This window comes from Pseudoalteromonas sp. AWM4_233, assembly GCF_056158285.1.
Map to the genome: position 1 here is coordinate 1,862,606 of NZ_JBSWSZ010000001.1, position 26,553 is coordinate 1,889,158.

The following is a 26,553-nucleotide window of genomic DNA, read 5'->3' on the forward strand; positions in this document are numbered from 1 at the left end:
CTCTCCTGGTTTTTTAATTTTATCTACTCATCAATAAAATCAATGGTTAAGTCTACTCTTAGTAAGGTCATTAATTTTCTTGGCTGGCCGTTTACTTTTAGTAATTGCATATTCACGCCACGTTGCTCAATCCGCTTGAATAAGAACACCATTGCACCTATACCTGACGAATCAATAAACTCTGTCTTATTGAAATTTAGTACAATGTTGTCCTGATGTGTATTCGCAAGTGAATCAAATTGTTCTCTATATCTGTCTACAGACATACCTGAAAAGTCACTTGGTAGTTCTACAATGATTTTGTCGTCGATTACTTCTGTTGGTAGTTGCTGATACATGATAGTTATCCTCTCGTTAGGTTTAACTTTAACTATCAAGTTGAGTGCCAGACTTTAAATTATTGAAATTAAATGCCTTTATGGTTTGTGAATTTATATTTTCGCAAATTGCAATAGGTTATACTGCAAACAATTGCAAAATGCGAGTCACTTGGGAATTAAGAATTGGATATACGCGAAAGGCTTAATCGAAAGGAAAAAAGCCAAGTTAGAACTTGGCTTGGATTTATATCAAAGCGACAATTTATATAGATTACTTCCCTTTCCCCATAAGCACGACTTGAATGGTTTTAACTAAAATACTCATCTCTGTTCTGTACCAAGATGAAAAGCTAGACAGCGACAGTGCATAAGCATAATCCCAGGCTATTTTTCTTCTTACACCTTCAATATTTTCATCATAGCCATTCATTACTTGCGCTAAACCTGAAATACCCGGTTTTAATTGATAAGTACGATGCGTGAAGTAAGGTACATTTTCTTCTAAATTTTTATAAAATACAGGACGTTCAGGACGCGGACCGATTAAAGACATTTCACCTTTTAATACATTCCATAATTGAGGTAATTCATCTAAACGTGTCTTTCTTAAAAAACGACCCACACGTGTGATCCTAGGATCGTTATCAGAAGCCCATACAGCGCCACTGCGAGCTTCTGCATCAATATACATACTTCTTAATTTATAAACGTAAATTAGGCTTACAAAGTTGTCTGTAGACTCGCCAACTCTTAGTTGTTTGTAGATGATGCCCCCTTTTGAATCTAGCTTAATGGCAATGGCTACCAGTAATAAAATAGGCGCAGTCAATATCAGACCAACTGAAGCGCCAATGACATCGATAATACGCTTGGTAATTAAAATGCGTTTTTGCTCTGACTTAATTTTTTTAGGCACACGAGACCAACTTTGTTTATAGACACCTTTATGAAATTGTACGATTCCGTATAAACCCACTAGATAACTAAACAACATATAATTCACAGAGTCGATTACAGGTAGCTTAAAGCTGAACAGTCCACGGATTTTAGCTAAACCAATCAAGTTAGTTATTAGTAACCCTATTGCTGCAACCGAATATAAACCGCCTACTAATAAGGCCTGACTAAATAAAATAATATAAAGCACAGCGATACAAATCGGCATGACGCCTCTTAGCCCTTTGCTAGAAGTAAAAATAAGTTTTTGCCACAGGTTAAAAGACCCGAACTTCTTAACTAGCAAGCCAAGTTGTTGCCAGTTTCCTGCACAAATACGAACACGGCGTGTATAGTCTTTATCTAGCGCGTCTTCTTCCATCTCAACCATGTTTATGTCTTCTGAGATTGCAATCACGTGCTCTTTATCAACTGCTTGCACCGCTTGAATGAAGTCGTCATTAATGGTGCCTTCATCGAGAGGTTTAACTAAGTGACTTTTAATGGCAAGTAAAGAGCCCGAAACACCATTAACTGCGCCAAAGATACTTTCATCTAAGCGCGTTTTGTTTTGCAGTGCCCAGTAGCCGCTCTGTTCATTGTTAGCTTGGTCATATACTTGATATAAGCCTGATACAACGGCAACTTTCTTATCTGCCATCTTGTACGCGACTTCTTGAAAAGCGTTTATACTTAGCATGGCACTCACATCTGAAAACAGCACCACATCATAATCACTGCTGTATAAGTTAATGAGATGATTGATTGCGTTTAGCTTACCTTTATTCTCATCAAACACATCGATATGACAAAATATGTTTTGTTCAGCCAGTCTATCGAGTGCTGGGGTTGCGCACGCGAGCGTGTCGTCGGTACAGCCATCTAGCACAAGGTGAATGGCAATTTTTTCATTCGGGTAAATTTGACTGGCAATATTGATGAGCTTGTCATAAATATATGCTTGCTCATTATGAGCTGCCATGAACACCGCAATTTTTGGCTGATACGCTTTAATACAATCGCTTTGCAAATTGCGACGCTGTTTGTATTTTGCTACAACACTAAGTGCCAAAGGGTAAACCCCGTGGTGATAGATCACTAAACCAATACAGATGATGAGAATGATATCCATGGTATTCATAACTTACTCCTAGCTTTTTATGCTTTCATATAAGTAGTCATAACGTTTTGTCATTTTTTTCGAACAACCAAGCTCTAAAGCATGTGCTCTGACCTTTGTGCCGTTTTGTAACGACAAACCTCTCTGTATAGCATCTGGCAAACAATGGGCCATATTTACGTTTAATAAAATACCACTTTGTTTACTGACAATTTCTTTAACGCCACCGACATCAGAAGCAATGACAGGAATGTTACAGGCCATGGCTTCGAGCAAGGTAAGGGGAAGCCCTTCACGCTCTGAAAATAAACAAAACAAATCAATGGCAGAATAAAACAGCGGCATAGCATCGACTTTACCGAGCCAATGAATTCTATCTTGTAGTGACTTTTCTATACCGTATTTAGTGTAAAACTCACGTTGACTGCCATCTCCCGCAAAAACAAGGTGAACGTGATCTGGCAAAGATTTAAGGCTATCAATTAGGGCTATATGGCCTTTCCCCTTCTCGACTCTTGCAGCACAGCCAACCAGTTTAATACCACTTGGTAAACCTAAGCGACAACGAGCAAGATACTTGGAAAAAGGTCTGAAAAGCTGAGTGTCTATGCCGTTGTGAACCACATAATCCGCTTTAATAGAGGTTTGATGTGTCAGTTCAGATGCCACTGCATTCGCGTCTGTCACTATGGTGACTTTAGTCAGACTATGAACTAATTTTGTCAACAAACGTTGTTTAAAGTTATTTAAATACCAAGCATCATGCATTGTGTGAATGTGTTTAACATGTGGTCTGTGCATTTTGACCATGGCGCCATAAAATAGAGGGCCAACATGATGACTATGAATGGTATCAATGCCCCACTCGTCAATGAGTTTGATGAGCTTTTTAACTGTTTGGTAAGAAATACCAGGTTGTTTATCTAAACATTCAAAATGAGAAAGCTCTTTTAATGCAGGCCATGCTGATAAAGCTCGATTAGTTGAGCCCTCAAGGGCAACTAAAGCCATTTTATTTGAGAACTTACTTTGCTGACACAGGGTAAGAACCATCTTCTCTAAACCACCCACCAGTGGATGCTGAATTAGCTGTAGTACGTTATTCATAAGAACTCCTCGATGCTTCAATAATGATCTCTCGTTCAAACTCTTGATGAACTATCGGCATGACGGTCAGTACTGGTTGCTCTGTAAGATGGGCCACTGTCTTCATGTCTTTAATGCGTGTATCAAGTAGTGCATAGACAAATACAAGTGCTATGCCACAAAATAGCCCAAGGACAATACCAAGGACGACACTGATCCATAATGGGTTATTAATTGGTACGCTAGGGCTATAAGCACGTTCAATTGTCTTAACTTTATCAGGGCCTTCGTAGCGAACTAGCTGACCCGTGACCTTAGACATTTCATAACGCTCTAACATATCTTTATATAGATTTTGTTTTACTTCTAAATCACGTTGCAATTTGCGAAGCTTTTTATCTATGTCAGTGGTACTACTTAAACGCTCTGCAATTAGTCTAATTTGCTCGTCTAACATATCCAGCTCTTGTTGATGTTGAGCCAAGCTATTTTTAGCTTCTTCGAGCGTTAATAATTGGGAGACCAACAAGGCGTTATTTTGTTTTTCTCCATCTTGCGGCAAGGTATTGGCGATTTGCCAAAGCGAATCTAGGTCCGTTGAATCAATTGATTGATGTTTTTCGCTTATGGTTTGCTTATGCGCTTTTAGGTTTTCAAGCTCTTTTAATTTAGCCTGTAATTTGCTGTGCTTATCAGTATAACGTGTTCTTAAGAGTGCAATTTCAGCCTCAGTACGAAGAATCTTATCTTCAATATGACCTAGAATTGGGTTTGCTTTACTCATTTTCTTTGCAAGCGTATTAAATTTGGCCTGCGCCCCACTGAGTACCACGGTTTTCATTTGCTTTTGCTGTTCAAGGCGTGACATGGTTTCCTGGTTCACGCTCATCAGCTCTGGTAAAGCATCTCGGTTATCTGCTTTAAATTGTGCTAATTGATCTTCCGACTTTTCAAGCTCTGTTCTCATTAGCTCAAGTTGATCTAAAAAGAATTGCTCTGAGGTATCTAAAGACGATTTAGTTGGTGCTAGTAGTCGCTCGATAAACTTTTCAACCACAAGCTCGAGAATGGGTTTCATTTGGGCTTGGTTGTTCCATTTAAAGCTTATTTTTACAAGTTCATCACCAACGACTGAGATAGAAATTGCCTGGCCTAATTTCTGACGCATTTGCTCAACTTCTCTTATCGGCGCGCCCTCAGGGACTAATTGCATTTCTTCAACAATTTCAGCTAAATTGTTTCTACTCAACACCAAAGTACGGAGTGCATCTATACGCTCTGATAGTTCGAATGAAAAAGACAATTCATCTAGGTAAGGATTTAATAGCGCCGATTCTTCAATTAGGATACTGGCATGATTGGTATATTGCTTTTCAGCCGTTGCACTCAAGCCAATGACAATGATTGGGACTATGATAAATGGCAGCAAAACTAACTGATAGCGTTCATATACGGCGTATAACGCTAAATACAGTAGTCTTTTAATTTGAGCTTGTGCCAATATCATACAATTCATCCGTTTTGCATTTTGCAAAGCAAAATTAAACCCGCTTGCAAAATGTCAGTTAAAAACAAAGATTTCATATCTTCGTTATGAACAGTCGCAAGAATAGATCCAACTTTAAAAATAGAATGGAATTTCGGATTTGAAAGATGCTAGGAATTGCATACCAACCCACAAATAATTAATGCTTATTAATTCAGTGGGTTGGTATGAAAATTTTTACACTCGGATAAAACAAATTGGGCTTTATGATCCCAGCTATGGCGTTTAACTAAGTCACTTGAATGAGATTTCCAAGCGATTTGTGGAAAATGATTTATGGCAACCGCTATATCGAGGCGATTTAAAAAGCCTTCTGCAGAATTAGAAATTAAAACCGCGTCTTGAAATCGTCTTACTGCAGGAAAATCGGTTGCCACAATCGGCACTCCTGCAGCTAAATACTCTTTCAGCTTTAATGGATCGCATGACTGAATTTGACCATTATCTTTAAAAGGCAAAATTGAAGCTTGCCAGTGCTGTGAAAAACCAGCTAATTTTTTGTGGTCAATTGCTTGATGATGTGTGACATTATTCAAGCAAAGTAATTCTGAAATATCTACCTCAGCTTTTCCAACCAATACAAATTGGTATTCTGGCCTTTGTCTCGCACAGTACTCTAATAAATTTATATCTAACCAACTTGAAATAGATCCATAAAAGCCAATGACATTATTCTTACCTGATAACTCATCTGCTTTGGGTTTTGGCTGATTAAACAAGTTAAAATCGACACCATGTTCAAGTAGCTGTGTTTTATGTGCTGGCATCTTACGCATCAACTTATCACTGATCACAAAGATCCTATCAGCTTTTTCAATTAATGCTTTTTCAAACGCTTCAACCATTTGGTGATCAACGCCTGCAAGGGATGAAAAATCATCACCACAATAATAAATAAGCTTGTCTTGCGGTCTTAACTTTATTGCATTGATGGCGGTGGCGACACTTAACCAATAAATTATTGGCTCTGCGTTTGATGTATCGATTAATTGATTTATTTTGAATGAGTTAAATGCTGAACACAGTGTATTATCATGCCATGGCAATACCAATGGGTTCTGCACTTTGGGAGAATGTGATGTATCTACTTGATTTGCTTTGTCATGTGTTTTGCCTGCATGAATAAACTTATCTTTTATCATCAAAGAAAGCTTTGTAACAATGCGATTCATGTCTTTTAAATTTAAACTTGGCTTTCTCATACCAATTGAATTAAACCAAATGACATCATGCTCTTTTGCAATCCGCGTAAAAAGGTGCTGTGTGCTGCTTGGGTGGCTTCCCCAATCTTCAGCGAAAACGACAAATCGCATAACGTTCTCCTACAAAGCTCTGATGACTTTAGCGGGATTGCCACCCGCTAGAGTGAATGATGGTACATCCTTAGTGACAACAGAGTTAGCAGCAATAATGGCCCCCTCACCAATTGTCACACCAGCGATAATGGTCGTGCCTGTACCAACCCATGCACCTTTTTTTACTATGATGTCACCAACTTGATCGTCAGTGTCTGGTAAACCTTGTGCGCGTAGCTCACAATCAACGGGGTGACCAGGAAAGCCGGCTAGAAAAATCTTCCCCGCAAAACGAACATCGTCTTCAATAATGACTTTGTTGCCAACCGAAATCGCATTTTGCCACCCTATATCGACATTGTTACCTATACGCAGCTCTGGGGTTTGTTTAGATACCGCACGACCGCAAAATGTTGTAATACCTGACATACGAACATCATCACCAATAGAGATACTAAGTGGTCCAAAAATTTGCGGCATACCGCAATATAATGAGAGTCTTTTTTTGCTACCACTTACTCGAGATTTAAACATGGGTGTGAAGTAAAAGAATTGCGTTGCAGAATGCAAAAGGTTTTGCATAAAGCGATGAGTCGCATAAAGCCCTTTGTGAAATAGGGGTATCACTGGAAACTCGATATGTCTAATACCAAATACAAGTTTACGAACTAACTTACCGAGTTGAGAATTATCTGTTTTAACCCAATTTTTCAATGCAATATACATAACTTACCCCTTGTCATCTTCCGCCTTCGTTAATAAACGCTCTAGTGCGATTGTTAACGAAAGTACTATGTATAAAGGCCAAGTGAAGGCTTGAGTTAAAAATGTACCTGATACCATAAAACCAAATAGTCCAGCTTGAAGTATATGAACATTAACAAGCAGCGATTCTTTGTTCTTACTTTTGCAGTACAAATTACTCCGTCTTAAACTTTTAAATATGGATACTATGAGCATCGCAAAAAGTATAAGACCAACAAACCCCATTTCACCTAAAACCTGAAACCATGTACTGTGTACTGCATGATTCTTGCCATCCCAATGAGGGCTATAGAAAAAATAATTCACGTAGAAATTACTGATCCCAACACCGGTAAATGGGTTAGATAAAGCCATATTAATTGCAGCCTGCCACGCATAGATACGACCCATTGCTGACGCATCAACCCCTTCTTCGGCTGCACCACCACTTTGTCTATCACTTATGCCTGCAACCGCTAATAAGAACAGCCCTGCTACAGCGCCTATGCCACCAAGCACAATTGGATTTTTAATTCTTTTTGAAATAAAAAACCCCATGATGGTTAAAATACCCAGTAAGCCACCACGGCTTTGTGTCGCGATTATTCCCCAGCACATAAGCAGCATGCCGAGAAATGCGAGGAACCTAAAAAAAGGTTTGTTATTTGAGTTAAAAACTTCGCCAGCAAAAAATGCCACTGGAAAAAGTAACACTAAAGATAGGTCGTTTGGATCACCGATCTGTGAACGATACTCTCGAGATATTGTCACCCGAGTGCCTTCAATTAGACCAATACCATTTAGTTTGTTGTAAATAGCGACACCGGCTAATAGTGCACCAGAGATCATTATGCCTATACGGGTATAGGTCATAAGCTTTGCGGTATTAATGAGCCAACTAATAACGAACACCATCAAGAATACTTTTGATAGCGTACCCGTGTACATCGACATCGCCTCTGCTCGGTTAGTTGCCATAAAAACACACACGGTGATCCAAAAAAAGAAGATGGTAAACATTGCATGGCAAGTATGCCAAAAGGGTTTGAGTTTCAAGCTAATGAATAAATGCCAAACAATGCCAAGCATGGCAGCCAGAGCCAACATTTTTGGTATTTTGAAGTTATATAAAACAGGAAATGCTTCGTGGAGTCTGAAATAACTAAATAAGATAAACAGTATGACAAAGGCTGTACTTGCTTTTATTGTGCTATAAAGTGCAAAGGGTAACAGCAGCAAGGCAAAAACTGATATAACCCCAAACGTGGTGTACAACACATACGTCAACATACACAACATGGCGGCAGCAGACCAATATTGTAATTTTTGATTCTTACTTTGGTTTATGTCCATATTGCTAGCCTCTTAGAAGATGCATTACTTGTTTACGTTGAATAAAGCCAACACTTAAAACAATCAGACAGCCACTTGCAAAAAGTATCAATGCTAACAACTGATAGTGGGAAACTAGCAATGTCTGCGCCACTAAAAGGCTTATCATGCAAATCAAATATTTGTATTTATAAGGTAAGGTCACCAATATTTGACTTCTAATTAAGAACATTAAACTACGCATCGTATGAACTGCAATGAGTACATAGAGCATCATGTATAAATCATAATTTTTTAAACTCAAGTAGCAGCCTAAAATGGCAAGTACTGCACAAAGCCCATTTATGATTGGTGCTGCTTGTGCATTATTTTTGTAGTAACAACCTAGGTTAAGTAATTCCGATATAGTTTTGATAAAGAAAACAACGCATAGCCAAGGTAGTATTTTTTTAGATTCTGCATATTCATTAGGAAGCAGAAAATCAATCATAAATGGTCCCAGTGTCATCATGGTGATGACTATGAGCAGGGCATACGCTAAACCATAGAGTGGGATATCTGCTGCTTTTTGCTCATTACTTTGAAACGTATTGAATCGTTGTGGAAACCACCACAGTCTGAATGGTTCGAATGCGATAGAAGTTACAAGCGCGAATTGTGTTGCAACGAAATACATAGCGAGTGTTTCTTTGCCCTGAAACGACACTAAAAACCAGTTTTCCGCGCCATTTAAACCATAAGCAAATAGAGAAGATAAGGTAATAGAAAGGATATAAAAGCCATGTTCATTCGTTATGTTTGTTCCACTATTTTCGTTTGCAATTATAAAGGCTCTATAATGCCAAGCCAGAATAAAAAGAATAAACCATACTGCCATAGCGCCCGAAAGCATCACGCCAACAACACCATACCCAGCTTCTAGCAGTAACAAAGTTAATAAGGCTTGTAGTCCCCCTTGTGATACAGAGGTCAACATAAATGCTTTTGCTTTGCCATGGATCCTAAGTATAGCGAGCGGTAAAGACAAAACTACACTGCCCCCTAGGTTTATGAATAGCAGTCTTAATGCCTCTATCGACACTTGAGTTGGAAGTAGCGTTACTAAAGTATCTACAAAGAAAATTGCAAATATAAAGCACAAACAAGCGCTACAAAGTGCAACCTTTAAGCATGATTTGTAAAATCCAAAGCGCTGTAAATTGTTTTTAAATTGATTGAATCTATACAGCAATTCACTTAGACCAAGAGACAAAACAATACTCAACATACTGGCAATACTGACTAGGAAGTTCAGCATACCGTAATCAGATACACTGAGATAGCGCGTCATGATTGGCATCATAACCAGACTAATGCCTTTTAAACTTAAAATCGCTAATGCGTAGTAGACTATGTTTGTCGCCTTACTCATGATTAAGCCTGCTGTATCCAATTAGAAAGTTGCTTGGCTTGTTTAAAAGCATCAAATTTTTCAAGTACACGCGCTCTAGCTGCAAGACGCATTTTAGTTCTTTGTTCTTTACTTAAATGTACATATTGATTAATTGCGCGTGTTAAAGCTTGTGTGTTACGACTTTCTACAAGATAACCAACTGAGTCATCGACTATCTCAGCACACCCCATCACATCACAGGTGATCACAGGCAAAGACATTGCCATCGCTTCTTTTAGAACGACTGGCCCCGTATCTTTGTCGCCGTTTTCAGCAATACAAAATGGCGCTAGAAATCCATCATAGTGTTTCGCCATATTTCTTATATCTTGTGGTTTTTTTGCACCTAAGAAGTCAATATAGTCGTTGAGTCCCATTTCATCGACTTGATACTCTAAAGCACTCCTAAGCGGCCCATCTCCAATAATATCTAGCTTCGGTCTAATCTCAACGGGTAGATTAGCTAGTGCACTAATCGCATAACTAAGCCCTTTTTTTTCAACTAAACGCCCAACAAAAAGTAGTTTAATGTCTTTATTAGCTTGTAGAGTCTCGGGTTGGAATATTTCAGTATCTACACCACAGTGCAACAACTTTGCTTTGGTAGGAGAAAACCGATGTAACAATTTAAGCATGTCTTCGCATACTGCGACGCAAAAGTCGCATTCATGTACTTTTGCTTGTAAATCCGCGCTGTTTACATAGATATCATGACCATGACCAATTGATGACACACTAATATTGGCAAGTTTTGCTGCAACAACCCCATATGCCAGGCTGTTATGCATAAAATGACAATGCATATGCTCAATTTTATTTACTTTTATTATTTGAGCTGCTTTCGTCGCAAAGAATAAAAGAGAGGTAGTACTAATTGCACTTTGCCTTACTGATGCCTTAATGCCTTTAACTATTAAAGCAAAAGGCAGTTCAGTTAGGCTAAACACTGTGTCTATTAGCTGCGTTTTCTTTAAAACATGGACATCACAAGGCAACTCAATGTCGTTTTCACATTGTTCAAAAGTAATAACAGATACTTTATGACCTGCTTTTTGTAATGCTTTGATCTCTGTAACAACAAATGTCTCAGAAGGTACTGGAAAGCTTGGGACCATAATTGCGATATGTTTCATTTTTAAACTCCACCATAAGATATGGTTTGGCATCGCAATCTCTGTGCCGCTTAAAAAGTATCTCTAATTGCAAATAACCATCTTAATTTTGCAAATTATTTGCATTTTGCAACGCAATCTCACAAATCTTGCTGTAAATCGGCACTTTAAAGGCTGGAACAAAGCTTGCCATATCTAAGCAAACATGAATTGGAGATACGATTATGCAACCTGATATCAGTGTGATAATTCCTAATTACAATTGCTTAGAGTTTTTACCTAAAGCCATTGATTCTGTAATGATGCAAAAAGGTGTTAATTGCGAAATCATTATTGTCGATGATGGTTCAACAGATGGTTCTGTAGACTGGTTATTGAAACAACAGGTTAGAAACCCTCAGATCCGTTTAATCACACAAGCAAATCAAGGCGTAATCGCTGCAAGAAATCGAGCTATTAAAGCAGCAAGTGCACCATATATCGCTTTTTTAGACGCTGATGACTTTTGGTATAAAGATAAATTAGAGAGACAAATTAATTATTTTAAAGCCAACCCGAATTGTGGATTATCTTTTACAAACTATGACCATCTCACTATGGATTATGAATACATCATAGATTGTTACGGTTATTGGCCGGAGTTTTCGAAACATAAAAATAAAAGCCAAGGTAACTATGTTAATTTAGATGATGCAGTCAATTTTCTACTCACAACCAATGTCATCGGTACGTCGTGCGTTGTAGTTAGAAAATCCACTATTTTAGAAGCTGGTGGTTTTGATCCAAGCCTTAGAAGTGCCAGCGATTGGGATTGCTGGTTAAGAATTGCACTCATCAGCGACATTGCATATACCGCTGACAACACCATGGGCTATTTAATGAGACCGAATTCAATAACATCAAATAGACAAAAACGTTTAGATGCCATTGAAGACATCATCAACCGAATAGGTCAACACGAAAAAGTCTCTGAAAAAGCAAAAGAGCACGCACATGCTTGGTTATTAGAGTCATATGGGGAAATGTATCGTGAAAATCAAAACTACTTAAATTCAATGAAGTTTTCGCTTAAAGCATGGCGTCTATACCCTCACATGAGACATATAAAACAATGTGCCCATGATTTAAAAGCGTTGTTTAAGCATAGTCTAAGTTTGTCTGTTTAGGTTTTTTATTCTAGCATTTATGAAGATACTCAGGTATCTGAACACTAAGGAGTTATTATGGCGCACATATTACTAGTAGATGATGAGCCTGAAGTACTAAACGCCATTAGTCGAGTACTAAGAAAAGATTATAAAATCAGTAAGGCCAATGGTTCACATGAAGCACTCAAGCTCATAGCTGACAATGAATTCGATATTATTTTGTCAGATATCAGAATGCCTAATATGGACGGCATTGAGTTACTGACTCAAATAAAGCGAACAAACCCAGAAATTGCCAGAGTCTTACTATCTGGTTATTCTGATATGGATGCATGTCAAAAAGCCATAGAAGATGAAGTGGCAAGTATCATTTTGACTAAACCTTGGGATAACTTTGAGTTAAAAAACATCCTAAAGATAACGCTTAAAGCTCAACAACTTGAAATTGAAAATAATCAGTTAAAAGCCCAGCTCAGAGCCCAAATCGCGTAATATCAATAAGCCCCTATAAAAAGGGGCTTATTACTTTCGATTTATATTTTATCTAGATTTAAATAGTAGCCGTTTGTTTGCTATTGTTGCCCATAACTCTTTCAACAAGCATATAATTCACTGGTACTAACACCAAAGTGATCAAAGTAGCAAATACAATCCCGAAGCCGAGTGATACTGCCATAGGGATCAAAAACTGTGCTTGAGTTTGTTGCTCAAATAACAAGGGCATCAAACCAAAAAATGTTGTGATACTGGTTAACATAACTGGCCTAAAACGCGCAACGCCTGCATGCAAAACTGCGGTATCGACGTGTTTCCCCTGCAGCTTTTGCTTGTTGATATAATCCACAAGCACCAATGAGTCATTTACTACCACACCGATAAGCGCCAACATACCCAATAAACTCATAATGGTTAAATCCATGCCCATGATCCAATGACCTATCACCGCGCCTATCATGCCAAATGGGATAACGCTCATTACAATGAGTGGCTGTATGTAAGATTTAAAAGGAATAGCTAATAGCGCGTAGATAATGAAGAATACAAATATTAACGCCCAACCAAGTGAACCAAAAGATTCTCTTTGCTCTTTCGCTTCACCTTCTAATGAGTGATTAATACCTGGGTATTGCGCTACCAGATTATCTAAATAGACCTTTAATTCTTGCTGTAACACCGTCATATTGGTGTTATTCTTTTCGACGTCTGCCACAACATTCACTGTACGGTATCTATCAATACGGTAAATCGTTGAAGGGCTTTGACCTGGTATAAGCTCTGCGACATGATTTAGTGGTACAACACCACCATTAGGCACTTTTATCAGTAACTCATTTAACGTTGTCAGCTTGCTTCTTTCTTCAAGCGGCAAGCGCACCATGACTCTAACATCATCCCTACCACGCTGAATGCGCTGCACTTGCGCACCAAAAAAAGCACTTCTAATTTGCCTTGAGATTTCGGTGCGTGTTAAGCCTAAAGCTTCACCTTGCTCCGTTAATTCAACTCTTAATTCATCTTTACCATCACTGAGACTATCTGAAATATCAAATATAGTTGGATAAGTTGCTAGATGTGTTTTGATCTTTTCAGCAGCTTCTTTTAACTGAGTTAAAGAGGTACCTGTTAATTGCACATCAATCGGATCACTAGAACGGCCGATTTCGGCTCTGAAGGTGAAAGATTCAGCTCCCGGTATCACACCAATCAGTTGACGCCACTCTCTAACAAGTTGACGTGAATCTATATCTAGATTTCTAGACTCAGGTGGCGTAATTTCAAAACGCACACCACCAACATTACTTGCGCCGCCTCTACCACCTGTTGTCGCTAGTATATGGATGACGATACTTTCACCTGTTTCTGGATCTATATATTTGTCTTTTAAAACTTGCGCTTTATCAGCCATTAAATCGATGTATTTTGCCGTCACATCGAATGGGGTACCAGCAGGCATGGTTAAATTTGCTCTGACTGTCTCGCTCGGAATACGAGGAAAGAATATGAATTTAGTCCAACCAGTCATAATGAGCGTAAGTATCACGAAAAACACGCCAATAAAGCCTGCCAGTGTCGCTAACTTATATTTCAATGCTTTTTTGAGCACAGGCTGGTAGTACTTTAAAATAAACAGCTCAAAACCATCGGCAAACCTTTGCTGAAATAAGCTGAACTTACTGACGCTTTGTTTCTCATTTCTTAGTTTTAAATATTTAAGGTGCGCAGGTAAGACGAACTTAGACTCAACAAGCGACATTAATAAAACAGGAATAACAACCACTGGGATTTGTGCAAATAACGCTCCTCGATTTCCCTCTATGAAGGCCAAAGGTAGAAAAGCTGCTACGGTAGTCAGCACACCAAATGTAACCGGAGTAGCCACTTCTTGTGTACCACGAATAGCAGCCATTTCTCCACTTTCTGAGGTTTTCAGATGGGTATAGACGTTCTCTCCTGTCACAATGGCATCATCAACGACAATCCCGAGCACAAGAATAAAACCAAATAAGCTCATTATATTAAGGCTAATGCCAAATATCGGCATAGCGATAAACGCTCCCATAAATGAAATCGGAATGCCTACAAATACCCAAAACGCAATTGAAGGACGCAAAAACAAAGTAAGAAGCCCGAGGACTAAGATCCCTCCTTGGATAGCATTAGACGTTAAGGTTGCAATTCGATTTTTGACTATCACAGAATCATCATCCCAATAACTCATTTCGAAGCCTACCGGAAGATTTGCCTGAGCATCGCTTATGTAGTTTTTAACTTTATCAGCGACATCAATGGCACTTTGATCGCCAATACGGTAAACCTCGATAAATGCGGCTTGTTTACCATCGAAACGAGTTCTAACCGGTGTCTCTTCAAAGCCATCAAGAATGGTTGCAATGTCTTTTAAACGAATTATGGAACCATCACTGTTGGTTTTGATTGCGATGTTTTCAAATTCGTTCTTTCTATAAGCCTGTCCTTTAGAGCGAAGTAATATGTCACCACCTGATGATTTAAGATTACCTGCCGAAATATCCGTACTTGAACTAGCAATTAAATTAGAGATTTGAGCGATAGTTAAGTTGTACTGTCTAAGCTTATCTTGGCTGATTTCAATGGCAATTTCGTAATTACGTACCCCATCTAGCTCAACTTGAGTGACCCCAGGGATACGCAAAATGTCATCTCTGACTTGCTCAGCAAATTCTCTGGTTTCAAGCTCGCTGTAGTCCGAAGAGATTGTTACATTAATCACATCTCTTCTTCGCTGGGCAAGCGATACAATCGGTTTTTCTGCATCAGCAGGAAAGGTATTAATTGCATCTACACGGCTTTTTATGTCTGCCAACATTTCTCGTGGGTCATAGCCAGAATCGACTTCAACGGTCACACTCGCTGAATTCTCAGAGGAGCGAGACGTGATACGTTTGATACCTTCTAAATCTTGAACCGACTCTTCAATGCGAATGGCAATGCCCTGCTCGACATCTTCGGGGGTTGCACCACGTAAGCTCATTGAAATGCTGATGCGATCTGTTTCAAATGATGGAAAGATCTCTAATGGAATTTTATTTGATAGTGAAAACAAACCTGCAAATAAAATTGCAATCATTAATAGGTTTGCCGCCACATGATTTCGCGTAAACCAAGCTATCATGTGTTTTCTCCATTATCAGCATCACTCTCCTTCTTTCTTCTATCTCGTTTTCTTCCCCCCTTACTCTGCCCCTTATTTTCTCCAATTAGAGTAACAGGTGTGCCTGAGCTAACCTGACCAAGCGGGGTTGTGATCAAGGTATCCCCAAGTTTAAAACCGTTTTGCACTAAAGTGACAGATTCATTTTGCCAGTCGTAGTCAATATTAACGCGCTTTAATAAATTGCCTTTTTGCAGCACATAAACATAAGTACCTTGATAAATGGCTTCGTTAGGTATTAAAAGCGCATTGTTAATCGTTTTACCTTTAATCGTCGCATTGACGTACTGGCCGATTTTGATGGCATTTTTGGTTGAATCGAATGGCGATAAGATTTGAGCTACAACATAGAGCTGCTGAGAATTATTATCTATGGCGCTTTCTGTTCTTACTAACTTACCTCGCCACTTTTGCTGACCAATTAAGTTAGAAGTAAATAGCACTTCTGTGTCTACAGCATTACTTTGCCCAAATCGGTTTTGCTCAGGTAAATCTATATAAGCGAGATCACGGTTATTGATTGGTAGGCGCACTTCAACGTAATCTGTCGCATAGATATCAGCAAGTTGAGTATTACCATTGACGACCTGACCAACGTCGACTTTCTTAGCCAAAATTCGACCTGCATAAGGTGCAATGATTTTTGTACGTTCGAGTGAGAGTTTTGCTTTATCTAATTTTGCTTTGGCCGATAAAACATTAGCTTGCTGAGCGGCTAGTTGAGGTTTTCTTAAAACAAGATCATTTGCTTCTGATCCATCACCGAGTCTTTTCCAATCAGCTAGGGCTTGTTTACTTCTGGCCTGCTCTTCTAGTAAAGATTGTTCTGCATTGAGTAATGCAGCTTTGGCGATATCGACTTCAGCTTGATAATCCCTTTCATCAATTTTTACCAGCAACTCACCTTTTTCGAAAAACCCGCCATCACGGAAACTGTCACTGATATAGCTGACTTGCCCAGAGACTTGCGAAACAAGCACACTTTGAGTACGTGGTTTCACAACACCAAAACTGGCAATAGATACTTGAAAGTCTTGGCTTACAATTTTTTTTCCTTCAACAAGAATTTTTGCACTTGCTTGAGGACGGCCTCTTTCATTACTTGGTTTATTATTAACAATAAGCAGTATGATCATGGCACTAATAACAACCACCAATATCGGTAGTACAGCCTTTTTTAAATTGGTTTTGCGATCATTCATTATTGTACTTCCTGAGAATCGATTAGGTATTTACCACCAATTGCTTGGTAAAGAGAAAAACGATTTTGTAATAATTGGTTATTAAGAGAAATGAAATTACTTTGCGCATCAAAACTACGTTTCTGCGCATCTAATACTGTTGTATAACTGACGAGCCCTTTTTGGTATTGCTCAAAAGATAATATTGCGGCAAGTTTTGCGTTTTCAGATGAGTGTTTTACTTTCTCAAGTCTGGCAATAAGCGCTTGCTCGTTAGCCAAACTGTTTTCAATGTCTTTAAAGGTCGAATTAACATCCTCTAAATAACTCAGCTCAAGGCTCTTTAAGGTTAGCCTTTGTTTTTCTTCATTGGCCTCAAGTTTACCTGCATTAAAAATTGGCGCTGTAATACCAGCTAAGAAATTCCAACCGATTTGATCGAACCGGATCGCATCAGGCAATTTTTCATCCGTAGAATCTATACTCAAAGACAAATTGAAACTTGGGAAGCGCTGTTTGTGCGCATAAGCCAATGCTGCATCTTGGGCTAATAATTTGAACCAAGCAGATTGAATGGCCGGCTTTTGTTTTATCACCTCACTTGGCAGACCAAGCGAATTAAGCGAGCTCAATTCTGGAAAAACAGTGTCAGTAATTACATTTGCATCCGGATACTCAGCCAATAAAGTTTTGAGGTCACGTTGCAAACCCTTATTACTGTTTAGCAATTCAATTAATTTAGCTTGTTCGTTATTTAATTCCGTTCTTGCCAAATACACGTCAAGTGCACTGTTTAAGCCTTGTCTGTAACCCTTCTCTATAATATCAACGCTTTGTTTTGTGAGTTCTGCTCTTTCTTTTTGTAATTTTATTTGTTGTTCTGACTCAACCAAAGAGAACCAAGATTTAGATACGTTTGTGACTAAATTGATTAGCTGTTGTTCATAGCTAGCAAGTGCTGATAGATAATTAAGATTCGCCTGACGACTATTGGCACTGAGCTTTCCCCAAACATCAAGTTCATACTTCAAATCAAAGCCAATGCCATAACTTGATGATGCACTATCTTGGCTTGCTTGTTTCCTTTTGTTGTAATCGAAACTAGATGAAAGACTTGGTAAAAAGTCAGCATCTGCAATAATGAGTTGTTGCTTTGCAATGTCTAATTCTAATCGGGCTTTACGAATTGAACGATTATTGGAAGTTGATTGCACTATCAATGTGTGTAAGTGCATATCTTTATTTATTTCTTGCCAGCTGTCAGAGACTTTCCCACCAGACTCATATACCAACCAATTATTCGGCACGTTGTCTTGAGGTAATTTATTTGATTCGAATGTCGAATTACATCCAGCTAAAGCTGCACATACTATCAACACAAGGCATTTCTTTTGCATCGTTGAACCTATTAATTCATGTCCATTATCAGTTTATAGATGAGAAAAATTGTCAACAATCATCTTTACAAAGACTTACATTGAACTCATTAACGCTGAATACGTAATAAACGACAAGATAGTTTTGATGCTTTGATTATAGAAATAGTAGAGAAAATTTTGAGAAAAGAGTAAGAAAAGCGCGACGCGCTTTTCTGTTAAAAAATTGAAAGGTAAATAATTGAAACTATCGAGATCAGCATAGTTGAGAATGTGAGTAACATACCGGATACACGAAACTTTAAATTTTCTTTGGTTTGAGAAACACCGTAAGCATGGAGTACTCGTCCAATTAACAATGCTGCACCGAGACCATGGACAAGAGTAAAATGCCCTTTTAGTAATTCAACTGACAAAATCAATATCAAAGTGATTGGCACGTATTCAGAGAAATTAGCATGCACACGCATGGCTCTTAGCAATTCTGGGTTATCACCTGTACCAACACCGATTTGTAATCTTTTTCTAACTTTGATCGTTTTAAAACTTAAGAGTAAAAATAATATCGCCAATAAGGCAACGTAAATTGGGGTGATCATCTTGATTCCTTTTTTTGTTGTTTTCTTTCAATGCAAGTATTCATAATTACTTGTTTTTCGTTTTCTGACAATGAGTTCCACTTTAAAATTTCATCTAAAGTTCTAAAGCAACCAACACAGACATCATTCTCATCCAAGCAGCATTGCCGGATACAAGGTGACTCTATATTTGAAGGTGTCTCACTATTCATGTTTAAAAGCCTATAAAAAAGGCCCCACATGGAGCCTTAATAATTAAGCTAAATTGTTTTCTGTTTGTTTAACTTCATCTTTCATTAAAAAGCTCAACAAAACAGGAACCAGGATCAGTGTAAAAATTGTAGAAACAACAAGTCCACCCACAACAACCGCACCAAGCCCGCGATATAATTCACTCCCTGCCCCTGGCATTAATACCAGTGGTAACATCCCCCCGACAGAGGTGAGCGTTGACATCATAATTGGCCTGACTCGACTTTCAACTGAAGATCGGATAGCAAGCTGCCCGTTCATTCCTCGCTCTTTTTGGTTATTTAATGCTTGGTGTACAATTAGAATCGCATTGTTTACAACCACCCCGGCCAAAATTACAAAGCCAAGTAATGTGAGTACATCAAGGTTTTGAATTGGTGTATATCGGTCAAATACACTAGCCCAATGCACAGCACTCAGCCCCATGAAACCACCTAAAGTTGCAAGCGGTACCGTAACCAAAATAACCAGTGGATACCTCCAGTTTTGAAACAAGATGACCATCACCAAATAAACTACGAACATAGCTAAAAACATACTAGAACTTAAAGTACCAAATAAGCTGCCGTCACCTAACAACGCATTTTTTAGATCCGCTAATTTACCCGCACTGCCCTCCATATTTACATCAACATACTGAGACATCGCACCTTGGTTTTTTAATTCACTCACCATAGCATTAACCGAGTTAATGGCTTGTTCAAGTGGCATACCTGCTGGTGGTGTAAATTGCAAAGTAATCGCCCTTTGTCTAGCAACGTGTTTTATTTGGTCTGCTGTCTGAGTTCGCTCTACAAGTGCAATAGATTGAAGATCGATAACTGCCGATTCAGGTGTGGCAATAGGTAATTGCATTAAAGATTCAATTGGATAATCCGATTGTTGAGCTTGCGTTACCACTTTGAGATCTTTTAGCTCTCCACCGATGGCAAAACTGTTCATTAGTATCACACCATCACCATTTGTTTGCACTGCTAAACCCAGATCTCTTCGGGTCATATTAAGTTCAGCTAAACGCTCATCTAATGGCTTAATACTTAACTCAGGCGTCGGTAGAATAAAATTAGCAGGCTCAGGAATGGTTGCATAAGGACCATAAGTACCAATCAATTGAAATAGCAACGCAGTTGCGCTTTGTGTTATTTGCTCTAAGTCATTTCCTACCAAATCAATTTGGATGGCTGAACCCGTTGTGCCACCAGTGCTGAACAGAGGAAACTGAAAAGCAAAGCCGATAACATCAGGTGCGTTTACTCCCATTAAAGTTTGATTAAGGAAATCAACTGAATCTACAGTTTTAATAGGGTCTTGTGGAATAAGGCCATGCAATACTTGCCCACCCATTGCAACTAAGAAGTAATGATCAACTTTTGGGGCATCTATCATCGAGCCATCCATTAATTGAATAGAAGGCCTATCAGCTTCAGTTGCGCGTTCACCTTGTCTAAAATATTGCTCAGCTTGATATTTATCTTCTGTTAGCTCCCAAGCAGGGCGTAGCTTTTGCTCAATCCGATCGCCAATTTCTGATATTTGATCTAAGTTGTAGCCCGGTGGTGGCACCATAAAGCCAAATGCAAAGTTACGGTTACCTTTAGGCAAGTAATCTAATGGCGGAATTAAAATTGTGATACCAGCAAGAGTAATAAAAGCAAAGCTTGAAATTACAATTAACTTACGTTTTGTTGTTTCTGTCAGAAAAGTAAATATTGCCCCAATTGTTTCAGGGAGCTTTGACGCTTTTGTCTCAACCGCTTTAAACCATTTAAAGCTGATTTCTACTTGCTTAGACTCAGTACGCATTCTCAAAAAATAGCTTCCTGCGACAGGAATAACTAAGATTGAAACAATAAAACTGATAAAAACCGCAGCCATAATAGCAAGAGATATATCTCTGAATAACTGACCTGCACTGTCACTGATAGTTAAGATAGGAATAAACACAACGAGCGTTGTCATTGTTGAGGCGAATACCGCCCCTGCTACTTCCTGGGTACCATCAACACTGGCCTTGAGTGGCCTTTTACCCATTTCTAGATGTCTGAATATGTTTTCTATAACAACGATGGCGTTATCTACCACCATGCCTACCGCGAAAGCCATGCCAGCCAAAGAGACAATATTGATAGATCGGCCAAGTGCAACTAAAACCACAACAGATGCAATAACAGAAATAGGAATCGCAATGGCGATTACACCTATGGTTCTGAGTGAGCGTAAAAATAACAATAAAGTGAATACCGCTAACATGCCTCCAACGACAATATTGCTTTGTACAAGATCGATGGCATTTTCTACGTAGGTTGATGAATCCCAAGTTAGAACCAGTTCAAATGTACCGTTAATGCCAAGTTTTCTAGCATGTTGCTCAAGCATACCTCCCGGTTTATTAAGTTCGACCATTTCTGCTTTTAAGGCGTTCATGGCTTCCAGTAAGTTAGCACCGCGAGTTAACTGAAAATTAAAAAATGGCATTTTTACGCCACGGGCTCTCACCCAATCAGTCATGTCTTTATAATCAATGACTACCTCAGCCACATCACTGATATACACAGGGCCATTGTTATCTCTGCGCAATACGATATTTTTAACTTCTGACACATCACTGAAACGACCATGGGCTTTGACACGAATATCATTTTTACCATCAGGAAGTCTGCCTCCTGAATAGCTTGTGTTGCTAAGCTGTATGGCATCAACAAGTTGGCTGTAAGTCACACCGAAGTTTGCCAGTTTAACTGGATCTACTCTGATCTGAAGTTCCTGCTCACGCGCGCCCATCATGCCGACTTTCGATATACCTTTGATGTTCTCAAGACGTGGCCTTAATCGCCTTTCCATAAAGTCATACAAAGTCGTATTATCAAAGTTAGGATCTGTCGCGGCCAAGCCTACCCATGCGATGTAATCGACTGACATGGGATCGACACCTTCAACAGTTGGTTGAGAGACACCCATCGGGTAAGCAGGTACTTCATTGAGTTTTTGTACCACTTCAGCCTGCGCTTTATTAATGTCAGTGCCAGTTTCAAATTCTAATCTAAGTTGAGCCGCTGAGTTTTGACTAATACTGGTTAACGAAACTAAACCCGTGACATCAGAAAGCACTTTCTCTTGTTCAATAACAACATCAGATTCAATTTCTTCTGGACTGGCGTTTTCCCAAAATGTACGCACACTGACAACAACCGAGTCGACAGTTGGCGTCATCTGAACGGGGACTTTTGTGAATGCCAATATGCCTGCTAGCACTGACAAAATAACGGCAACAACCACAGATATTGGTTGTTTTACCGCAGCTTTAACTACATTCATAAATATCCTTTTTAGTTCACATTTTCTGAAACAGACTGCGAACTGACTTGCGTATCTGGAACAGCCACAACAGGCCCAGGCATTAACCGCTCATTTCCCTCAGTCACCACTTTATCGCCATTTGCTAAGGCAGTACTATCAATAGCAACCAAACCGGATCTATGAAACTTTACTTTTACAGGTACGGATTGCGCAGACTGTTTGTCTCCGTCGGTATTCACCTTATAAACAAAATAACTACCACCACGTTGGATTAAGGCATCTTTTGGCACCATCAATGTTGATGATTTGGCGTTTGTAGCAAGCCAAGCACTGACTGACATTCCAGGCATAAATCCAGGGTGGCTAATTTCAGCAATAACTTTGAAAGTGCGCGCTCTAGGATCTATCTGATTAATGACTTTCACTTTATTAGACGTCGCCAACACACTGGCGCTTTGCATTGGAATAGATAACTGCTCACTATGCTTCAGGTGAGAAAGTCGTTCAGGAATATCAAGCCAAGCTTCTAGTTTATCGAAAGAAGTAACTTTAAAAGCAGTATCACCTGCTGATAACCACTGCCCCAGTTCAGCGTGACGCTCTACGACTTGCCCACTAAATGGTGCAACTAACTGCGTATCAGACAGCTTTACTTCGGCAAGTGTTAGACTCGCCTTTACTGCATCCACGTTCTGTTTCGCAGCGAACATATTCGCTTTTGCAGAGTTAGCCTCAGCACGACTTCTTTCAAGCTGCTGTTTAGACACCGCATTATTTTTTTGCGAAGTTAAATATGCTTGATAGTCACTTTGTGCTCGTTCAAATTCGGCTTCAGTGGCTTTTAAACTTTCTTTAGCTGAAGCATGTTCTGCTCGCAATTGTTCGACTTGCGCTTTAAGGCGTCTATCATCAATTTTTAAAAGTCGATCACCTTTTTTAACGTAATCGCCATCATTGACAAACACCTCAGTCACCAGACCTGATTCACTGATGGCAATATTAGCTGTTTGGTAGGCTTTTAGCGTTCCGACTACTCGGATCTGCTCTTGCTCTTCTTTTTCTACTACTTCGCTATATCGTACCACTTGTGCATGAGCGTTTGAGATGAACATTAATGATAAAAATAATAGCGACTTAGTCAGTCGTTTTTTTCTAATTAATAAGTTTGCCATTAGGGTTCCTTGTAAATACACCAGTTTTGGCAACTGAACTCAGTACTGCTATGCAGCATTACATAGCTATAAATAAAAGTAGCAAAAATCTGATCTGTACATTTGTACTAAGTATAGAATGAAATAAATTATTGATTTATTTGGTGGGTTAATTTGATAACTGATTATCAAGCTTTTTTATTATTCTAATGAATGGTTAAAAAATCAACCTATTTTTAACTTGTAATCTTATAAAGTAGTGGTGTTAGAATATTAAAAACAAAAAAGTTAAGTATCTGATATGGACTATTTAAATATCAACAAAGCAACATGGGATAAAAGAACGGATATTCATCTGGAGTCTTCATTCTATGATGTGCAATCTTTTATTGATGGTAAATGTAGCCTGAACCCGCTTGAGAAAGATTTACTTGGTTCAGTCGAATCTCTAGATTTACTTCACTTACAATGTCACTTTGGCCAAGACACGCTTTCACTTACTCGACTTGGAGCAAAAACAACCGGTGTTGATTTATCAACTAAAGCAATTGATGCTGCAAAGCGGCTTTCCTCTGAGCTTTGCCTCGATGCCAACTTTATTTGTGATGACATAGTTCAATTTGGCGAAAAAAACGACAAGCAATTTGACGTAGTTTATACATCTTACGGCGTCTTGTGTTGGTTACCTGACTTGAGTCAATGGGCAAAGACCATTTCAAATGCATTAAAAACTGGTGGTAAATTTGTATTGGTTGAGTTTCACCCATTGAATGACCTGCTTGCAGGCTATGATTATTTTGAAAAATCGTCTGCTGATGTTGAAAAAGAAGGTACTTATACTGAGAATTGCGATGGTAAAGAATCTACCATTGTAACTTGGTCACACTCTGTTAGTGATGTGATCCAAGCTCTGATTAACGCTGGACTTGAAATCAAGCAATATATTGAATCACCTTACTCCCCTTATGATTGTGAGCAAAATTTGCAGCATATCGATGGAAAAGGGTTTATCAAACACCATAAAGGGAAGTTGATCCCGCAAATTTATGCCATACAGGCTATCAAAAAATAAGAATAAAAATGAAATCTGATTTAAAAAACACAATCCAGAATTTTGGCCCTGGCATTTTAATGGCAACGGCTGCCGTTGGTGGTTCACACTTAGTTGCTTCAACCCAAGCAGGCGCATTATTTGGCTGGCAGCTTTTCGCGTTCATTATCATAGTGAACTTATTGAAATATCCATTTTTCAAGTTTGCTGTTGCATATACGGCCAAGACTAATAAAAGTTTAGTTGAAGGCTATAAAGAACATAACACAACATTATTTTACTTGTTCACTTTGCTTAATATCATCTCGGCGGTCGTTAACACTGCTGGGGTTCTATTGCTTACAGCACTTCTGTTGCAATACGTCATACCATTCCAAGTCAGTTTGACAACTTTATCCATAGGTATTTTATTTTCGTGCTTATTGATTTTACTATTTGGGCACTACAAGGCACTTGATAAAGCAAGTAAGGTCATTATGGGGTTTCTGACCTTATCAACATTTGTCGCCTTTATTGTTGCTTTATCAAATGGCCAAGTACATCCTGAGCCTGCTACGCAGATTTCTCCTTTTTCAATGGCAATGCTTGGTTTTATGGTGGCACTAATGGGTTGGATGCCTGCGCCAATTGAAATTTCTGCTATAAATTCTCTTTGGATAAAAGCGAAAAACCGACACAAACACATAGATTTCAAACAAACACTTTTTGATTTCAAATTAGGTTATGGGCTTACTTTGCTACTTGCCTTACTGTTTTTCTCTCTTGGAGTGCTGCTTCAATATGGTCAGGATAAACCGATTGAACTAGCTGGCGTTGCTTTTTCTAAACAACTCATTGATATGTATGCGTTCACGATTGGTGAATGGTCTCGTTGGTTAATTGCAACAGTGGCATTCTTATGTATGTTTGGTACCACCATAACTGTTTTAGATGGTTATAGTAGAACTCTAAACGAATCATACACCCTAGTAACCAAGTCACCTAAGAACCTAATGTGGATGATTTTGATTGCTCAAGCTGTTTTGGGTTTAATTGTTATTTTATTTTTCAAAGCGAATATCAAAGATATGCTGATGCTTGCGATGACTCTGTCTTTTTTAACGACACCTTTTTTTGCATGGTTAAATTATCAGTTGGTAAAGGGTGAAGTATTTCAGTCAGAATCAAAGCTTATAAAGATATTGACTGGTTTAGGCTTTGTGTTTTTAGTTGGTATTTCAGCTCTTTTTATGTTTTGGAAGGTGTTTTAAATATGTGAGGGTGTAATACCCTCACATATTTAAACAAAAAAATTAGCTTCAAATAAATGAACTTCTATAAGCTTGAGAAAAATTTTTCTGGTTGATGACGCACTGGTTTAGTACACATCACAGTAGGTGTACCCAAATATAAATAACCCACTATTTCATCTTTACTATCGAGTCCTAGTAACTTTTTTACCTTCTCACTTTGAGCAAAATAACCGGTTCTCCAAACGCCTGAAAGACCTTGTGCAAAAGCGGCTTGTTGCATTGCAAACACACTACAAGCAGCACTTTCAATTTGCTCTATTCTTGGCACTTTAGGGTGCTCCATAAAAAGGCTAACAGCAATGATAAGCATCGGTGCTCTTTGCGGCAGTTCTTTTGCCCTACTGATTGTTCTTTCGTCTTGTTGTTCAGCAACAGCAGCTTGATAATAAATATCACCCAATTTATCGCGACCATCTTCTTCGACTACAATAAATTTCCATGGCGCTAAACCACCATGGTCTGGCACTTTTAAAGCGGCTTTTTTTATTATTTCAAGTTGCTCTAAGTTTGGTCCAGGAAAAGACAAATTACTGTCTGATTGCCTTGTTGTAAGAAGCTCTAATGCATCCATGATAATTCTCTTTAGTAAACATACTAATAGAATAACAAGAAA

Annotated in this window: 21 protein-coding genes; 4 read left to right on the top strand and 17 right to left on the bottom strand. The window is 38.7% G+C overall.

Annotated features, from left to right (window positions below; all coding sequences use genetic code 11):
* Positions 1–23: 23 nt before the first annotated feature.
* The 9 genes from ACXAC4_RS08325 to ACXAC4_RS08365 all read right to left on the bottom strand — a co-directional run bounded on the left by ACXAC4_RS08325 (position 24) and on the right by ACXAC4_RS08365 (position 10,944).
* Complete coding sequence (locus tag ACXAC4_RS08325; RefSeq protein WP_138478822.1) at positions 24–338, bottom strand: STAS domain-containing protein; 315 nt, start codon at positions 336–338, stop codon at positions 24–26.
* 253 nt (positions 339–591) lie between these two features.
* Positions 592–2,397: a sugar transferase gene (locus ACXAC4_RS08330; RefSeq protein WP_475160550.1), complete on the bottom strand. Its 1,806-nt coding sequence runs from the start codon at positions 2,395–2,397 to the stop codon at positions 592–594.
* 9 nt (positions 2,398–2,406) lie between these two features.
* The gene (locus ACXAC4_RS08335; protein ID WP_475160552.1) at positions 2,407–3,483 is read right to left on the bottom strand and encodes a glycosyltransferase; all 1,077 of its coding nucleotides are present in this window, start codon (positions 3,481–3,483) and stop codon (positions 2,407–2,409) included.
* Positions 3,476–4,969, bottom strand: coding sequence for a GumC family protein (locus ACXAC4_RS08340; RefSeq protein WP_475160554.1), 1,494 nt, complete (start codon positions 4,967–4,969; stop codon positions 3,476–3,478). The genes ACXAC4_RS08335 and ACXAC4_RS08340 overlap by 8 nt, the downstream gene beginning before the upstream one ends.
* A 188-nt stretch (positions 4,970–5,157) precedes the next feature.
* Positions 5,158–6,321: a glycosyltransferase family protein gene (locus ACXAC4_RS08345; RefSeq protein WP_475160555.1), complete on the bottom strand. Its 1,164-nt coding sequence runs from the start codon at positions 6,319–6,321 to the stop codon at positions 5,158–5,160.
* Between the two features lie 9 nt (positions 6,322–6,330).
* Positions 6,331–7,029 carry an acyltransferase gene (locus tag ACXAC4_RS08350; protein WP_475160557.1) on the bottom strand — a complete coding sequence of 233 codons (699 nt, stop codon included), beginning with the start codon at positions 7,027–7,029 and terminating at the stop codon, positions 6,331–6,333.
* Between the two features lie 3 nt (positions 7,030–7,032).
* Positions 7,033–8,400, bottom strand: a complete 1,368-nt coding sequence (locus ACXAC4_RS08355) for an O-antigen ligase family protein (protein ID WP_475160559.1) — start codon at positions 8,398–8,400, stop codon at positions 7,033–7,035.
* Between the two features lie 4 nt (positions 8,401–8,404).
* Positions 8,405–9,790, bottom strand: coding sequence for a lipopolysaccharide biosynthesis protein (locus ACXAC4_RS08360; protein ID WP_475160561.1), 1,386 nt, complete (start codon positions 9,788–9,790; stop codon positions 8,405–8,407).
* A 2-nt stretch (positions 9,791–9,792) separates the two neighbouring features.
* Positions 9,793–10,944, bottom strand: coding sequence for a glycosyltransferase (locus ACXAC4_RS08365; RefSeq protein ID WP_475160563.1), 1,152 nt, complete (start codon positions 10,942–10,944; stop codon positions 9,793–9,795).
* Between the two features lie 203 nt (positions 10,945–11,147).
* Between ACXAC4_RS08365 and ACXAC4_RS08370 the strand changes: the two genes are divergently transcribed.
* Positions 11,148–12,089: a glycosyltransferase family 2 protein gene (locus ACXAC4_RS08370; protein WP_475160564.1), complete on the top strand. Its 942-nt coding sequence runs from the start codon at positions 11,148–11,150 to the stop codon at positions 12,087–12,089.
* 57 nt (positions 12,090–12,146) lie between these two features.
* Positions 12,147–12,563, top strand: a complete 417-nt coding sequence (locus ACXAC4_RS08375; protein WP_475160566.1) for a response regulator — start codon at positions 12,147–12,149, stop codon at positions 12,561–12,563.
* 58 nt (positions 12,564–12,621) lie between these two features.
* On the opposite strand, the gene ACXAC4_RS08380 is transcribed toward ACXAC4_RS08375, so the two are convergent.
* The 7 genes from ACXAC4_RS08380 to ACXAC4_RS08410 all read right to left on the bottom strand — a co-directional run bounded on the left by ACXAC4_RS08380 (position 12,622) and on the right by ACXAC4_RS08410 (position 23,618).
* Positions 12,622–15,723: an efflux RND transporter permease subunit gene (locus ACXAC4_RS08380; protein ID WP_475160568.1), complete on the bottom strand. Its 3,102-nt coding sequence runs from the start codon at positions 15,721–15,723 to the stop codon at positions 12,622–12,624.
* Positions 15,720–16,964 (bottom strand): efflux RND transporter periplasmic adaptor subunit, encoded by a 1,245-nt coding sequence (locus ACXAC4_RS08385; RefSeq protein WP_475160570.1) that lies wholly within the window; start codon positions 16,962–16,964, stop codon positions 15,720–15,722. The genes ACXAC4_RS08380 and ACXAC4_RS08385 overlap by 4 nt, the downstream gene beginning before the upstream one ends.
* Positions 16,964–18,340 (bottom strand): TolC family protein, encoded by a 1,377-nt coding sequence (locus ACXAC4_RS08390; RefSeq protein ID WP_475160572.1) that lies wholly within the window; start codon positions 18,338–18,340, stop codon positions 16,964–16,966. The genes ACXAC4_RS08385 and ACXAC4_RS08390 overlap by 1 nt, the downstream gene beginning before the upstream one ends.
* 197 nt (positions 18,341–18,537) lie before the next feature.
* Complete coding sequence (locus tag ACXAC4_RS08395) at positions 18,538–18,918, bottom strand: MAPEG family protein (RefSeq protein ID WP_475160574.1); 381 nt, start codon at positions 18,916–18,918, stop codon at positions 18,538–18,540.
* The gene (locus ACXAC4_RS08400; RefSeq protein ID WP_475160575.1) at positions 18,915–19,139 is read right to left on the bottom strand and encodes a DUF1289 domain-containing protein; all 225 of its coding nucleotides are present in this window, start codon (positions 19,137–19,139) and stop codon (positions 18,915–18,917) included. Before ACXAC4_RS08400 ends, ACXAC4_RS08395 begins: the two co-directional genes overlap by 4 nt.
* A gap of 13 nt (positions 19,140–19,152) precedes the next feature.
* Positions 19,153–22,464 carry an efflux RND transporter permease subunit gene (locus ACXAC4_RS08405; protein WP_475160577.1) on the bottom strand — a complete coding sequence of 1,104 codons (3,312 nt, stop codon included), beginning with the start codon at positions 22,462–22,464 and terminating at the stop codon, positions 19,153–19,155.
* Positions 22,465–22,475: 11 nt separating this feature from the next.
* The gene (locus tag ACXAC4_RS08410; protein ID WP_475160579.1) at positions 22,476–23,618 is read right to left on the bottom strand and encodes an efflux RND transporter periplasmic adaptor subunit; all 1,143 of its coding nucleotides are present in this window, start codon (positions 23,616–23,618) and stop codon (positions 22,476–22,478) included.
* Between the two features lie 280 nt (positions 23,619–23,898).
* On the opposite strand from ACXAC4_RS08410, the gene ACXAC4_RS08415 reads away from it, so the two are divergent.
* Both ACXAC4_RS08415 and ACXAC4_RS08420 read left to right on the top strand, forming a co-directional pair.
* Positions 23,899–24,669, top strand: a complete 771-nt coding sequence (locus tag ACXAC4_RS08415) for a class I SAM-dependent methyltransferase (RefSeq protein ID WP_475160582.1) — start codon at positions 23,899–23,901, stop codon at positions 24,667–24,669.
* Positions 24,670–24,677: 8 nt separating this feature from the next.
* Positions 24,678–25,898: an NRAMP family divalent metal transporter gene (locus tag ACXAC4_RS08420; protein ID WP_475160584.1), complete on the top strand. Its 1,221-nt coding sequence runs from the start codon at positions 24,678–24,680 to the stop codon at positions 25,896–25,898.
* Between the two features lie 64 nt (positions 25,899–25,962).
* Here the strand turns inward: ACXAC4_RS08420 and ACXAC4_RS08425 are convergent, their stop codons facing one another.
* The gene (locus ACXAC4_RS08425) at positions 25,963–26,511 is read right to left on the bottom strand and encodes an NAD(P)H nitroreductase (RefSeq protein ID WP_475160585.1); all 549 of its coding nucleotides are present in this window, start codon (positions 26,509–26,511) and stop codon (positions 25,963–25,965) included.
* Positions 26,512–26,553 lie beyond the last annotated feature (42 nt).